This is a genomic window from Mesobacillus maritimus, from assembly GCF_044803185.1.
Classification (GTDB): Bacteria; Bacillota; Bacilli; order Bacillales; family Cytobacillaceae; genus Mesobacillus_B; species Mesobacillus_B maritimus_B.
Genome location: NZ_CP085225.1, coordinates 4,391,611 through 4,406,108, shown reverse-complemented (window position 1 = coordinate 4,406,108; position 14,498 = coordinate 4,391,611). Strand labels below are relative to the sequence as shown.

Sequence of the window (14,498 nt, the reverse complement as noted above, 5' to 3'; positions counted from 1 at the left end):
AAAAAGGAGGCTATACCATTGCAGCAAAGAGTGTTAAAAACACTTGAATTTGATAAAATTCGAGAGCAGATGCTTGACCATGTCTCGTCCCCATTGGGACAAGAAAAGGCGAGAAATCTGGTCCCATCAACTGACTATGAAGAAGTTTTAAGATTACAGGAAGAAACAGACGAAAGTGCAAAGGTCCTCCGATTAAAAGGAAATGTGCCGCTTGGTGGGATTTACGATATCCGTCCCCATGTGAAAAGGGCTGTTATTGGTGGAATGTTAAGTCCACATGAGCTCGTCCAAACGGCCAGTACCGTGCACGCAAGCAGACAAATGAAACGATTCATCAATGATATGGCCGAAGAAACAGACTTGCCAATTTTAACAGGGTTTGCTGAAGAAATCACCGTCCTAGCAGAGGTTGAAGATAAAATTAAGCTAGCGATTGACGAAAGTGGAGAGGTCCTAGATAGTGCAAGTGATGCGCTTCGTACACTCCGTCAACAACTTCGGACCCGAGAAGCTAGAGTGCGCGAACGGCTCGAAAGCATGATTCGTTCCTCGAACGCGCAGAAAATGCTCTCTGATGCGATTATTACCATCCGTAATGATCGTTACGTTATTCCGGTGAAACAAGAATATCGTGGCCATTATGGTGGGATTGTTCATGACCAAAGTTCATCAGGACAGACATTATTCATCGAACCGCAAACAGTTGTCCAACTGAACAATGAGTTACAAGAAATTCGGATAAAAGAGCATCAAGAGATTGAACGAATTCTGATTGAGCTTTCGCTCCTAGTAGGGGAGTATCATTATGACCTCCTCAGTATTGTGAAAATACTTGCTGACCTCGATTTTATGTTTGCTAAAGCGCGCTATAGCCATAAAATCAAGGGAACGAAACCAAGTGTAAATGACAAAGGGATTATTAAACTGTTTCAGGCTCGCCACCCGTTGATTCCCAGGGATGAAATCGTGCCGAATACCATTACTCTTGGGGAGGACTATACAACGATTGTCATAACGGGTCCCAATACTGGTGGGAAAACAGTCACTCTTAAAACGCTGGGTTTGTGTACGCTTATGGCCCAGGCAGGATTGCAAATTCCAGCACTAGATGGTTCAGAGATTGCCGTTTTTGATGCTGTTTATGCTGATATTGGCGACGAACAATCGATTGAGCAAAGTTTAAGTACCTTCTCTTCGCATATGGTCAATATTGTTGACATTTTAAAACGAGTTGATTTTAACAGCTTAGTGTTATTTGACGAACTAGGGGCAGGAACTGATCCGCAGGAAGGTGCTGCACTTGCAATCTCCATTCTGGATGAGGTGTACCAACGTGGTGCCAGGGTTATTGCAACAACACATTACCCAGAATTGAAGGCTTATGGGTATAACCGTGAAGGTGTGATCAATGCAAGCGTTGAGTTCGATGTTGAAACGCTTAGCCCGACATATAAATTGTTAATTGGTGTTCCTGGGAGAAGTAACGCCTTTGAAATTTCCAAGCGCTTAGGTTTAAATGATTCCGTAATTGAAAAAGCAAAAGGATATATAAGTGCAGATAGTAATCAAGTCGAAACGATGATTGCTTCGCTTGAAACAAGTAAACGCCTCGCTGAAAGAGAAGCGGAAGAAGCACATGAGCTCCTGAAGGCGGCAGAATTGCTGCATAAAGATTTACAAAAACAAATGGTTGCTTATTATGAACGCAAAGATGAACTAGTTGAAAAAGCGAAGGAAAAAGCAGCTGTAATCGTTGAACAGGCGAGAGAAGAAGCCGAAGATGTGATTCGGGACTTAAGAAAACTGAGGCTTGAAAAGAGTGCTGAAGTTAAAGAGCACGAACTCATTGATGCAAGAAGGCGGCTTGCCGAAGCAGCTCCTGAAAAAACGATTAAGAAAGCTAGTAAGGCAAAGGCACCAAAACATGATTTCCAACCTGGAGATGAAGTAAAGGTAACAACCTTTGGCCAAAAAGGGCATTTAATTAAAAAGAGTTCAGACCAAGAATGGCAAGTGCAAATTGGTATCTTGAAAATGAAGGTAAAAGAGAGCGATTTGGAATATATCGAAACTCCTAAACCAAAAGAAGTAAGACAGGTTGCAATGGTAAAAGGAAGAGACTCTCATGTTGGACTTGAGTTAGATTTACGTGGTGAGCGTTATGAAGCAGCATTAATGAGAGTGGAAAAGTATATCGACGATGCCCTACTTGCTGGATATCCTAGAGTATCGATTATCCATGGAAAAGGGACCGGTGCTTTGATGCGTGGCGTCCAGGAGTATTTAAAAAACCACCGTTCTGTAAAAAAGGCTCGCTTTGGGGAAGCGGGTGAAGGTGGTACTGGGGTCACCATCGTCGAATTTAAATGATAGGTGGGGAGTTCAATGGATCAATTTTGGGAAAATGATTATGTCATGACAGCTGGTTATTACAGTGTGGTCATACTTTGCACCATTGTCTTTCTGGCTATATTTGAAATTGTGACGAAGTATCGCAACTGGGAAGAAATTAAAAATGGAAATCTGTCCGTGGCAATGGCGACAGGTGGGAAAATATTTGGGGTAGCAAATATTTTCCGCCACTCAATTGCCCAGCATGATTCCTTAATCAATATGATTAGCTGGGGAGTATTTGGGTTTATTCTCCTGTTGATTGGTTATTTTATATTTGAATTTTTGACCCCGAAATTTAATATTGATGAAGAAATCAAAGAAGACAACCGAGCAGTTGGTCTAATCTCATTAATTATTTCAGTTGGTTTAAGCTATGTGATTGGAGCAGGCATGTAATAAGGGGAGAATGTTTTGGAAAAATTAGCAAAAGTTCTAATGGTGCTATCAGGATTGTTTGTGTTATTGGGGTTAATTTATATTTTGTTTATTGCTTAATTCGAAATGTCACTTAAAAACTATATTAATATCTTTCAAAAAAGAGGCGGCCAGATAGGTTGCCTCTTTTAATATCCAAGCATAACGCGAAAGTTCCAATTATTCTAATTGTCAATAAATACCCTGCATATTATAATGAAAAAGAAACATATAAATATTCTGAATAATATTGAAAAGGGGGATTTATTATGTCAGAGAAACCGTGGTTAGCGCAATACCCACCTGAGATTCCTGCTACTCTTGAAATTGAAGGAATTCCTGTACAGGAATACCTAATCAGAACAGCAAGAGATTTTCCTGATAAAACAGCGATACATTTTATGGGAAAAGAAATGAGCTATCGACAGCTCTATGAATCTGCCAACAAAGTAGCAGCCTACCTGCAATCGCTTGGGATAGAAAAAGGTGACCGGGTGGCGATTATGCTTCCGAATATGCCTGCAGGCGTCATTAGTTATTTTGGAGTTTTAATCGCGGGTGGGATTGTCGTGCAAACGAACCCTCTTTATACGGAGCGTGAATTAGAATATCAAATGAAAGATTCAGGTGCAAAAGCCATTATTGCTTTTGATCTGCTATATCCACGTGTCTCTAAAATTAAAGGAAAAACAAACTTAGAACACATAATTGTAACCGCTATTAAAGACTTCCTACCTTTCCCAAAAAATTTAATTTATCCTTTTATCCAAAAAAAGCAGAATGGAATTGTTGTAAATGTAAAGCATGAAGGAAGCAATCATTTGCTTACTGAGATTTTAAAGCAACCTCAAAAAAGGTTGACTGTGCATGAGTTCGACTTTAATGAGGACCTAGCTTTATTGCAATATACTGGAGGTACGACCGGTTTTCCAAAAGGGGTAATGATTACACATAAAAACCTTGTGTCCAATGCGGCGATGTGTGTCGCATGGCTTTATAAATCTAAACCTGGTCAAGAGATTGTCCTAGGAGTACTTCCGTTCTTTCATGTGTACGGTATGACAACAGTAATGATACTATCAGTCTTGCAGGCGCAAAAGATGGTGCTGATCCCTAAATTCGATGTAGATACCATTTTAAAAACAATTGAAAAACAACGCCCGACGCTATTTCCAGGTGCACCAACCATGTATATCGGTCTATTAAACCATCCGGATTTAATGAAATATGACCTATCGTCAATAAATGCCTGTATTAGTGGATCTGCTCCACTTCCGGTTGAAGTACAGCAAAAATTTGAGGAATTGACCGGCGGAAGTCTAGTCGAAGGATATGGTTTAACGGAAGCTTCACCAGTTACCCACTCTAACTTCCTTTGGGATAAAAAACCTGTAGCAGGGAGCATAGGGGTGCCGTACCCATCCACAGATGCTAAAATTTTGTCTTTAGAAACAGGAGAAGCACTTCCGCAAGGAGAAATTGGCGAATTAGCAGTGTGCGGCCCTCAAGTGATGAGAGGGTATTGGAACCGACCTGAAGAAACCGAAGAGGTCCTAAAGGATGGCTGGCTCCTTACGGGTGACGTAGGTTATATGGATGAGGAAGGATATTTTTATATTGTTGATCGTAAAAAAGATATGATTATTGCAGGTGGATTCAATATCTATCCACGTGAAGTAGAAGAAATTTTATATGAACATCCAGCAGTAATGGAAGCGGCTGTTGCAGGTATTCCTGATGCTTATCGTGGAGAAACAGTTAAAGCCTATATTGTTTTAAAAGAGGGGCATAATGTAACAGAGGAAGAATTAAATGAATTTGCACGTAAACACCTTGCAGCCTATAAAGTTCCAAGGTATTATGAATTCCGTAAAGAGCTTCCAAAAACAGCAGTTGGAAAAATTCTGCGTAGATCATTAGTGGAAGAGGAAAAAGCAAAACAAAATATGGATGATAAAAAGCAGGCATAATGAAAAGCCAATTTGGCTTTTTCTATAGAAAATTTGGATTAGCCTTTGAAAAGAAGGCTATATTTTCTTGACAGATATGAACGTTAATAATATTATAAAAATATGAATGACGATTCATTCATTAACGAAGTCTAATAACGATGAGGACAAATAATCCTCAATAAACGTAAATTTTTCCTGGTTAGAGAGGGGTGAGAAGATGAAAAAGAATAGACCAAAGTATATGCAAATCATTGATGCAGCCGTAGTTGTTATTGCTGAAAAAGGCTATCACCAAGCACAAGTTTCAAAGATTGCGAAACAAGCTGGGGTAGCTGATGGCACCATTTACTTATATTTTAGGAATAAAGAAGATATCTTAATCTCTCTCTTCCAGGAAAAAATGGGTAACTTTATTGAATTAATTGAAGGTAAAATAGCAGGAAAAACAACCGCAGTGGAGAAGTTGTTAATGTTGGTAGAATCACATCTTGAATGGGTGGCCGAGGATAGTCATCTTGCCATCGTAACTCAGCTTGAATTAAGACAATCTAACAAGGACTTGCGACTTAAGATTAATGAAGTTCTTAAAGGATATCTTAAGCTGATTGATAAGATTGTCGTCGAGGGCATCGAGCGAAACGAGTTTCGCAGTAATCTTGATGTACGACTTGCAAGACAGATGATCTTCGGAACAATAGATGAAACGGTAACAACTTGGGTAATGAGCGATACGAAATATGATCTCCTATCCTTAGCAGGGCCGTTACATCAAATGCTTGTAAACGGATGTGGCTACCAAACAGCAGTTGAATAACACATAATGTATTCTTCTGCCAAAGGTAATAAAAGCAGGGGAAAAGGAGGGGAACATGTGGAAAATCTAAAATGGGCAATTGAGGAAAGGGTAGCAACAATCACGATCACCCGACCTCCTGCCAATGCACTTTCTTCTGGTTTAATTAAGGATCTTGCGGCTGTGTTGGATCAGGTTGAAGACAATGATGAAGTAAGGGTTGTCCTGATTCATGGAGAAGGGAAATTCTTCTCTGCAGGTGCGGATATTAAAGAATTTACGACCATTCAAGGGGATGGATTTGAAAATCTTTCTGAAAATGGTCAAAACGTTTTCGAGAGAATGGAGACATTTCCAAAGCCAATCATCGCTGCAATCCATGGGGCTGCATTAGGCGGTGGGCTTGAGCTTGCAATGGCCTGCCATATCCGTCTTGTCACGGAAAATGCAAAATTAGGACTTCCTGAACTTCAACTAGGGTTGATTCCAGGGTTTGCCGGCACGCAAAGACTCCCTCGATATGTAGGGACCGCTCGAGCTGCTGAGATGATGATTACTAGTGAACCAATCACAGGACTTGAAGCTGTTCAATATGGTCTTGCAAATCATGCATACTCTGATGAAGACCTTCTTGAAAACGCCTACATATTGGCGAAGAAAATGGCTCAAAAGAGCCCAATTTCTGTTAAGGCAACTCTTAATCTATTAAACTATGCAAAAACTGGTCAATTTTATGAGGGTGTTAAGAAAGAAGCACAACTATTTGGAGAAGTGTTTGTTTCTGAAGACGCCAAAGAAGGTATTACCGCATTTCTGGAGAAACGTAAGCCTGAATTTAAAGGAAGATAAACGGCTTATTTTTTCAATATATTTTTTTAACCTGATTTTTTTCAATCTTTGGAACTAAATGAAAGTTAGAATTCTTAGGAGGGGAAATAATGAACATCTACGTTTTGATGAAAAGAACCTTTGACACTGAGGAAAAGATTAGCATTTCCGGCGGAAAGATTAATGAAGAGGGCGCTGAGTTTATCATCAACCCTTATGATGAATATGCGATTGAGGAAGCAATCCAGGTTCGCGATGCGAACGGTGGAGAAGTAACCGTCATTACAGTTGGCACTGAAGAAGGAGAAAAACAACTTCGTACTGCACTTGCTATGGGAGCAGATAAAGCTGTTTTAATTAATACTGAGGACGATGTTGAAGAAGGCGATCAATATACAACTGCAAAAATTATTGCTGAATACCTAAAAGATAAAGAAGTAGACTTGATTCTTGCTGGTAATGTTGCGATTGATGGCGGTTCCGGACAAGTTGGTCCACGCGTAGCAGACGCCCTAGATATTCCTTATGTTACCACGATTACGAAACTAGAAATCGATGGAACAACTGCAACTGTAACGAGAGATGTTGAAGGAGATTCTGAAGTTATCGAAACTAGCCTTCCACTTTTAGTTACTGCTCAACAAGGCCTAAATGAGCCACGTTATCCATCTCTTCCAGGAATTATGAAGGCAAAGAAAAAGCCGCTTGAAGAGCTTGAGTTAGATGATTTAGACCTTGATGAAGATGATGTCGAGGCAAAAACAAAGACAATTGAGATTTACCTTCCGCCTCAGAAAGAAGCAGGAAGAGTACTTGAAGGTGAATTAGCGGATCAGGTAAAAGAACTAGTCCAATTGCTTCACTCCGAAGCCAAAGTTGTCTAATCAAGACGACTTTAGGGACTGGGTGCCAGAGCTAGGCATCATCATACTTGAAAAACTAACTTTCTGATTCTAAATTTCGGATGAACGAGAATATACGCAGGAGGTAATTCAAATGGGTAGAAAAGTATTGGTATTAGGTGAGGTTCGCGATGGTTCACTGCGAAATGTATCTTTTGAAGCGGTATCTGCAGCTAAAACAGTAGCAGAAGGCGGAGAAGTAGTTGGAGTATTACTTGGTGAAAATGTAAGCTCGCTTGGAGCTGAGCTAGTACAATATGGAGCGGACAGAGTTGTTGCTGTTGAAAGTGACAAATTAGCTCAATATACAACAGATGGATATTCTCAAGCGTTAATGGCGGTCATTGGCGAAGAAAATCCAGAAGGGCTAATTCTTGGTCATACTGCACTTGGAAAAGACCTTGCACCAAAAATTGCGAGCAAATTAGACTCTGGGCTAATTTCTGACGCAACTGCAGTTGAAGAAGCAGGAGGAAATCTTGTTTTTACTCGTCCAATTTACTCCGGTAAAGCTTTTGAGAAGAAAATTGTGACTGATGGACTAGTTTTCGCTACAGTTCGTCCGAACAATATCGCACCACTAGAGAAAGATGAAAGCCGTTCCGGTGATGTATCAACTCTAGCTGTTGACATTAAAGATCTTCGTACAGTGATTAAAGAAGTTGTGCGTAAAGCAACTGAAGGTGTGGATCTTTCTGAAGCGAAAGTCGTTATCGCTGGTGGACGTGGTGTGAAAAGTGAAGAAGGCTTTGAGCCACTGAAAGAACTTGCTACCGTGCTTGGTGGAGCTGTTGGTGCATCCCGTGGTGCTTGTGACGCGGAATATTGCGATTATTCCCTTCAGATTGGTCAAACAGGTAAAGTGGTAACTCCTGACCTTTATATTGCATGTGGAATCTCAGGAGCAATCCAGCACCTTGCCGGTATGTCAAACTCAAAAGTTATTGTTGCCATTAACAAAGACCCTGAGGCAAATATCTTTAAAGTAGCGGATTACGGAATCGTAGGCGATTTATTTGAAGTTGTTCCGATGCTTACGGAAGAATTCAAAAAATTAAAGGTACATTCCTAATTAAAGCGGTCAACATACTAAGGGGTAAAAACAAGGGTGGGCATATTAAAATGGCCCACTCCTTTGCTTTTTTTAGGGGATACATAAATTTCAAAGCGGGTAAAATAGAAGCGAAACAAAAAAATAGCATCACTTTGTAAACGGTGATATACTGACGATAGTATCGTTATTTAGGAGGAATTTAATATGGCTATTACGCATGCAACTGACCAAAGTTTCACGAATGAAACAGAATCAGGTACAGTCTTAGTTGACTTTTGGGCAACATGGTGCGGACCATGTAAAATGATCGCCCCTGTTCTTGAGGAATTAGATGCAGATATGGGTGACAAAGTGAAAATCGTCAAGGTTGACGTTGACGAAAACCAAGAAACAGCAGGAAAGTTTGGAATCATGAGCATTCCAACACTGCTAGTTTTAAAAGATGGAGAAGTAGTTGATAAAGCGGTTGGCTATCAGCCAAAAGAAGCGTTAGCTGAACTTCTTAATAAACACGTTTAACATAAACTTAAGCTTAATCTGGCCGGTGGGAGGAATCCCGCCGGTGTTTTTTATGAAGTCAGGGTTTCTGCCTGCAATTTCTAAATGTCTGATTAAAATCGGAGAAACTCCTAATTGCCCGAACGGGGTTGAAAAAAGGTGGAACGGTAAAATAGAGCGGTTCTAATTGCCCGAACGAGGTAGAAAGAGTCTAGAACGGTAAAATAGAGCGGTTCTAATTACCCGAACGAGGTTGAAAAGGGTAGGAACGGTAAAATAGAGCGGTTCTAATTGCCCGAACGAAGTTGAAAAGGGTAGGAACGGTAAAATAGAGCTGCTCTAATTGCCCGAACGAAGTTGAAAAGGGTAGGAACGGTAAAATAGAGCTGCTCTAATTGCCCGAACGAGGTTGAAAAGGGTAAGAACGGTAAAATAGAGCTGCTCTAATTGCCCGAACGAGGTTGAAAAGGGTAAGAACGGTAAAATAGAGCGGTTCTAATTGCCCGAACGGGGTAGAAAGAGTCTAGAACGGTAAAATAGAGCGGCTCTAATTACCCGAACGAGGTTGAAAAAGGCAGGAGCGGTAAAATAGAAATGCCACTAATTACCCAAAAGGTTGAAATGAAAGCCGAAATGGTAAAATAGAAGTATCGGACAAACAGAATGATTAGTCGAATGTTTTTAAATGGGGGGTGCACAGCATGAATCAAACAATCAAGAATAAACTGTCGCTCCTGCCTGGGCAACCCGGATGTTATTTAATGAAGGACAGGCAAGGAACGATTATTTATGTTGGCAAGGCAAAAATTTTAAAAAACCGAGTGCGCTCATATTTTACCGGATCACATGACGGAAAGACTCTTAGGCTCGTCAATGAAATCGAGGATTTCGAGTATATTGTTACGTCCTCAAACATGGAAGCCTTGCTGTTAGAAATCAACTTAATAAAAAAACACAACCCTAAATACAATGTCATGTTAAAGGATGATAAAAGCTATCCGTTTATAAAACTGACTGCTGAACAGCATCCACGTCTCATCATTACGCGAAAAGTGAAAAAAGATGGTGGCAAATATTTTGGGCCTTATCCCAATGTGCAAGCTGCCAATGAAACGAAGAAACTCCTCGACCGAATTTATCCCCTCCGCAAATGTGCTACTCTTCCTGACAGAGTTTGTCTTTATTATCATTTAGGACAGTGCCTCGCTCCATGTGTGAATGAGGTCGGGGAACAAGAATATAAAACGATGACCGATGAAATCACGCGATTTTTAAATGGTGGCTATAAAGAAATTAAGAAGGACCTAGCTGAGAAAATGACAACCGCTGCAGAAGAGTTGGATTTTGAACGGGCTAAAGAGTTCCGAGATAAAATTGCTCATATAGAAGCAACGATGGAAAAACAGAAAATCACCATGAATGATTTTACTGATCGCGATGTATTTGGCTATGCGGTCGACAAAGGCTGGATGTGTGTCCAAGTGTTCTTTATCCGTCAGGGCAAATTAATTGAGCGTGAAGTTTCGATGTTTCCGATTCACAACGAACCGGAAGAGGAAATATTGACTTTTCTTGGGCAATTTTATTCCATTGCTGAGCATTTTAAACCGAAGGAGATTCTTGTCCCAGACACAGTGGACGCAGAAATGGTGGAGCAATTATTATCAGTAAGGGTGTTAATCCCACAACGGGGACAGAAAAAAGAGCTTGTTAAGCTTGCTTATAAAAATGCCAAAATTGCCTTAAAGGAAAAGTTCTCGCTTATTGAGCGAGATGAAGAGAGAACAATAAAAGCAGTGGAGAGCCTAGGTAAACAAATGGGCATTTTTACCCCCCACCGAATTGAGGCTTATGATAACTCGAATATTCAAGGAACGGACCCTGTTTCGGCCATGATTGTCTTTATCGATGGGAAGCCTGAAAAAAGAGAATATCGAAAATACAAAATAAAATCAGTGACAGGTCCGGATGATTACGAATCCATGCGCGAAGTGGTTAGAAGAAGATACTCAAGGGTATTGAAAGAGGGGCTTCCGCTCGCAGATTTGATTATCATTGATGGTGGGAAGGGCCATATCGAAGCGGCAAGAGATGTACTAGAAAATGAACTAGGGCTAGACGTTCCAATTGCAGGTCTAGCAAAAGATGAGAAACACAGGACATCCCAGCTCCTTTATGGAAATCCGCTTGAAATCATCAATCTTCCGCGCAACAGTCAGGAATTTTATTTGCTACAACGAATTCAGGATGAAGTCCACCGCTTTGCGATTACGTTTCACCGACAGCTTAGAGGAAAAAATGCTTTTCAATCTTTGCTCGATGACATTGATGGGATTGGCGAAAAGCGAAAAAAAATGCTGCTTAAACATTTTGGTTCAGTCAAAAAGATGCGCGAAGCAAGCTTGGAAGAGCTAAAGGCAGCAGGGTTACCAGCTAAAGTTGCCGAGGAACTACAAAAAAAACTAGCGGAATAGTGTTGTCAGTTTGAAATTTCTTGTGCTATAATGATGAAAATTCATACAAATCACTTTAGAGCGTTAAAGTGAAGATAGAGGTGCGGGCCTCAAGAGTAAAAGTCTGGAGAATAATGAGATTCTTTGAAGGGCTTTGAAAGGGATGTTCGCCGAAGTGGGGAGAGGCTCATAGCTTTCCTTGCTGGTTCTGCATTGAATAAATGCTGAATTGTCAAGATGACTGTGTCTTGGAGGGCTATCTCACTGTGTAAGCGTATATAGATTACGTAACCACAGCAATGAGATATTCTCATTGCTTTTTTCTGTTTTCTGGAAAAAAGCCGATGTACATAAAGACGCATGAGCAGCCATCAACAACAGGAAGAGGGGATTAGAATGGGACTGATTGTGCAAAAATTTGGTGGGACTTCGGTAGGAGACGTTGAAAAGATTCAAAATGTTGCTGGGCGTGTTGCTGAAGAAAAACAGAATGGTAACGACGTGGTTGTAGTGGTCTCTGCCATGGGGAAAACGACTGATAAGCTAGTGGAGATGGCAAATGAACTATCATCTTCCCCAAGCAAACGGGAAATGGATATGCTCCTTACGACAGGGGAACAAGTGACGATTTCGCTTTTAGCGCTAGCTCTTAAGGAAAAAGGACTAGATGCAGTTTCCTACACTGGCTGGCAGGCTGGGATTTTAACCGAATCTGTGCATGGGAATGCGAGGATTTTGGATATTGACCCAAATAAAATTAAAGAAGATTTAGCAGCAGGTAGAGTGGTAGTTGTTGCAGGCTTCCAAGGAGTTACCGATAGCGGTGAGATTACGACATTAGGTCGTGGAGGTTCAGATACCACAGCTGTAGCCCTTGCAGCGACACTTAATGCTGACAAATGTGATATTTATACAGATGTAACCGGAGTCTATACGACAGATCCACGCTATGTAAAAGGCGCAAGGAAACTGCTAGGAGTTTCTTATGATGAAATGTTGGAACTAGCGAATCTAGGAGCAGGAGTGCTTCATCCTCGTGCCGTAGAATTTGCTAAAAACTTTGGCGTCACACTAGAAGTTCGCTCAAGCATGGAAAAGGAACGTGGAACGGTTATCGAGGAGGAGATTGCAATGGAACAAAATTTAGTTGTACGCGGGATCGCGTTTGAAGATCAAATAACAAGAGTGTCGATTATTGGTCTCGATAATTCAATTACAAGCTTACCAACTATTTTTACAACACTAGCTAAAAATCACATTAACGTTGATATCATTATTCAAAGCGGTACTGGAACAGATAAGGCAAATATTTCGTTTTCAATAAAAAGCAGTGACTTGAAGGAAACATTAGAGGTACTGGAAAAAAACAAAGAAGTATTGAATTATGAGGCAGTTGAATCAGAAACTGGTTTGTCAAAGGTATCAATAGTGGGTGCTGGGATGATTTCAAATCCTGGTGTTGCTGCAAAGATGTTTGAAGTGCTTGCCGCTGAGGGAGTACAGGTAAAGATGGTTAGTACCTCCGAAATAAAGGTGTCAACGGTTGTGACAGAGCAATTGATGGTTAAGGCCGTAGAAGCTCTGCATGATGCCTTTGAGCTTTCAAACGTACCTGTGCAAGCATAATAGTTAAATAAAAGACAAAAAGCTTTCAATGGATTAGACCTTGAAAGCTTTTTGTCTAGAGTGGCCTTGACCGATTCTAAACCGGGTCATGACTATCCCATTTAATGGTGAATTGGGTGATGTTTGAACGTTTATTTGGATGTTCAAATGCTTCAGCAACCACCTTTTTTTGCCACTCAATTTGTTGTGCTAAAAAGCCAGCCTCAAGCTGGAAAGTAGAGTTCTTATCTTTTTTTAAGCGATTGGACACCAACTCTCCTGTTAGAGAAAGGCATAATTCTTTGCGTTTCTCTTCTTTAACCGATAAAATACCCCAATCAGCTTCATGAAAAAAGGCAATGATTTCTTCAATGCTATATAAAGGGTATTTACGAGCAAGTTTTTTTCCAGCCCAGTAGAGGATCTCTGGTTCATCTTTTCCGAGTAACTCTGAAATCAGATCATCTCTAATTAATTCATACCCAAAAAGGGAAACAGAAGGCTGTTGACTAGGACTATACTTATCAGAAACCGGTAATTCACTCAAATGCTTTCCCCCTCTTTCTATGACTCTATTATATACATTTTTTTAAGTAAATGAACTATGGATTTGGGAATGTTTTTAGTGTAATTTATCCGATTATCTAGCTTGATTATTATTGCCTTTTCGGTTGTTTATGTATGCGTTCGCTAACTATTAAAAATAGATTAAGTTTGTTCCTTTTGAGTAAATATTATCCTGGTATATAAGAAAATGGAAATAGACGCTTGTTTTGTATCCATTATATTGACACTTAAATTAATTCAAAATTTTTTCCATATAAGTATTTTTTCTGTATCCGTTTTCTTGACGGTCCAACTTTATCAGAGTAAAATGGACTTGTCACAATATTGTAAGAAATGTTTACTATTTTTACAACGATGTAAAGGTTCGAAACCCTTAATAGCGTGTTCAACCTAGACATCATTTTTAATTATCAAAGGGGGGTATACATAATGGCACAAAATCGAGAGTTTGTTTGGCGGAGATTGCATTCATTGCTAGGGGTTATTCCGATTGGATTATTTATGATTCAGCACCTTGTGATTAACCATTTCGCCACAAAGGGACCGGAGGCATTTAACAATGCAGCACATTTTGTTGAGAGTCTTCCATTCCTTATTTTTTTAGAGGTATTTATTATTTACTTACCACTTTTATTTCATGCGATTTACGGTATTTACATCGCTTTTACTGCGAAAAACAATACTAGTAGATTCGGATATTTCCGTAACTGGATGTTTAAGTTACAGAGATGGACAGGGGTTATCACTTTAATATTCATTGCTTGGCATATGTGGGAAACTCGTATTGCAAAAGCATTTGGAGCTGAAGTGAACTTTGACATGATGGCGAACATTTTGGCTTCTCCATTTATGTTTGCTTTCTATGTGGTCGGAGTACTTAGTGCAATTTTTCACTTTGCAAATGGACTTTGGTCCTTCCTTGTTAGCTGGGGAATCACTGTTTCTCCAAGATCTCAAGTTATTGCAACATACTTTTCAATTGGTGTGTTTGTTATTGTTTCAACTATCGCAATTCGTGCGCTCGTTGCATTTATCTAA

The 14,498-nt window shown here is 40.1% G+C and carries 12 protein-coding genes and 1 riboswitch; of the genes, 11 read left to right on the top strand and 1 reads right to left on the bottom strand.

The annotated features are described in order from the left end of the window. The first annotated feature begins 18 nt into the window (after positions 1-18). From LG336_RS21355 to LG336_RS21310, 10 genes are all read left to right on the top strand, one after another. Positions 19-2,370, top strand: a complete 2,352-nt coding sequence (locus LG336_RS21355; protein WP_404329483.1) for an endonuclease MutS2 — start codon at positions 19-21, stop codon at positions 2,368-2,370. Between the two features lie 15 nt (positions 2,371-2,385). Beyond that, positions 2,386-2,790, top strand: a complete 405-nt coding sequence (locus LG336_RS21350) for a DUF350 domain-containing protein (protein ID WP_404329482.1) — start codon at positions 2,386-2,388, stop codon at positions 2,788-2,790. Positions 2,791-3,077: 287 nt separating this feature from the next. Further along, positions 3,078-4,778, top strand: a complete 1,701-nt coding sequence (locus tag LG336_RS21345) for a long-chain-fatty-acid--CoA ligase (RefSeq protein ID WP_404329481.1) — start codon at positions 3,078-3,080, stop codon at positions 4,776-4,778. Positions 4,779-4,977: 199 nt separating this feature from the next. Continuing rightward, the gene (locus tag LG336_RS21340) at positions 4,978-5,574 is read left to right on the top strand and encodes a TetR/AcrR family transcriptional regulator (RefSeq protein ID WP_404329480.1); all 597 of its coding nucleotides are present in this window, start codon (positions 4,978-4,980) and stop codon (positions 5,572-5,574) included. A gap of 57 nt (positions 5,575-5,631) precedes the next feature. Continuing rightward, complete coding sequence (locus LG336_RS21335) at positions 5,632-6,402, top strand: enoyl-CoA hydratase (RefSeq protein ID WP_404329479.1); 771 nt, start codon at positions 5,632-5,634, stop codon at positions 6,400-6,402. Between the two features lie 89 nt (positions 6,403-6,491). Further along, positions 6,492-7,265 carry an electron transfer flavoprotein subunit beta/FixA family protein gene (locus LG336_RS21330; RefSeq protein WP_404329478.1) on the top strand — a complete coding sequence of 258 codons (774 nt, stop codon included), beginning with the start codon at positions 6,492-6,494 and terminating at the stop codon, positions 7,263-7,265. A 112-nt stretch (positions 7,266-7,377) separates the two neighbouring features. Further along, a complete protein-coding gene (locus LG336_RS21325; protein ID WP_404329477.1) occupies positions 7,378-8,355 on the top strand; it encodes an electron transfer flavoprotein subunit alpha/FixB family protein in 978 nt (325 codons plus the stop codon). Positions 8,356-8,541: 186 nt separating this feature from the next. Beyond that, positions 8,542-8,856, top strand: coding sequence for a thioredoxin (gene trxA / locus LG336_RS21320; RefSeq protein WP_404329476.1), 315 nt, complete (start codon positions 8,542-8,544; stop codon positions 8,854-8,856). A 680-nt stretch (positions 8,857-9,536) separates the two neighbouring features. Beyond that, on the top strand, positions 9,537-11,309 hold the full coding sequence (gene uvrC, locus LG336_RS21315) for an excinuclease ABC subunit UvrC (RefSeq protein WP_404329475.1): 1,773 nt from the start codon (positions 9,537-9,539) through the stop codon (positions 11,307-11,309). Positions 11,310-11,376: 67 nt separating this feature from the next. Further along, positions 11,377-11,555, top strand: a riboswitch (Lysine riboswitch). Between the two features lie 129 nt (positions 11,556-11,684). Further along, the gene (locus LG336_RS21310) at positions 11,685-12,914 is read left to right on the top strand and encodes an aspartate kinase (protein ID WP_404329474.1); all 1,230 of its coding nucleotides are present in this window, start codon (positions 11,685-11,687) and stop codon (positions 12,912-12,914) included. Between the two features lie 76 nt (positions 12,915-12,990). Here LG336_RS21310 and LG336_RS21305 read toward each other — a convergent pair whose 3' ends face one another. After that, positions 12,991-13,440: a YslB family protein gene (locus tag LG336_RS21305; protein WP_404329473.1), complete on the bottom strand. Its 450-nt coding sequence runs from the start codon at positions 13,438-13,440 to the stop codon at positions 12,991-12,993. Between the two features lie 449 nt (positions 13,441-13,889). Between LG336_RS21305 and LG336_RS21300 the strand changes: the two genes are divergently transcribed. Further along, entirely contained in the window at positions 13,890-14,498 is a 609-nt protein-coding gene (locus LG336_RS21300; RefSeq protein WP_404329472.1) for a succinate dehydrogenase cytochrome b558 subunit, read from the top strand.

Coding starts and splice junctions, on each gene's coding strand:
- LG336_RS21300 (WP_404329472.1), top strand. CDS start 13,890: ATGGCACAAAATCGAGAGTTTGTTTGGCGGAGATTGCATTCATTGCTA.
- LG336_RS21330 (WP_404329478.1), top strand. CDS start 6,492: ATGAACATCTACGTTTTGATGAAAAGAACCTTTGACACTGAGGAAAAG.
- trxA (WP_404329476.1), top strand. CDS start 8,542: ATGGCTATTACGCATGCAACTGACCAAAGTTTCACGAATGAAACAGAA.
- LG336_RS21310 (WP_404329474.1), top strand. CDS start 11,685: ATGGGACTGATTGTGCAAAAATTTGGTGGGACTTCGGTAGGAGACGTT.
- LG336_RS21345 (WP_404329481.1), top strand. CDS start 3,078: ATGTCAGAGAAACCGTGGTTAGCGCAATACCCACCTGAGATTCCTGCT.
- uvrC (WP_404329475.1), top strand. CDS start 9,537: ATGAATCAAACAATCAAGAATAAACTGTCGCTCCTGCCTGGGCAACCC.
- LG336_RS21350 (WP_404329482.1), top strand. CDS start 2,386: ATGGATCAATTTTGGGAAAATGATTATGTCATGACAGCTGGTTATTAC.
- LG336_RS21340 (WP_404329480.1), top strand. CDS start 4,978: ATGAAAAAGAATAGACCAAAGTATATGCAAATCATTGATGCAGCCGTA.
- LG336_RS21325 (WP_404329477.1), top strand. CDS start 7,378: ATGGGTAGAAAAGTATTGGTATTAGGTGAGGTTCGCGATGGTTCACTG.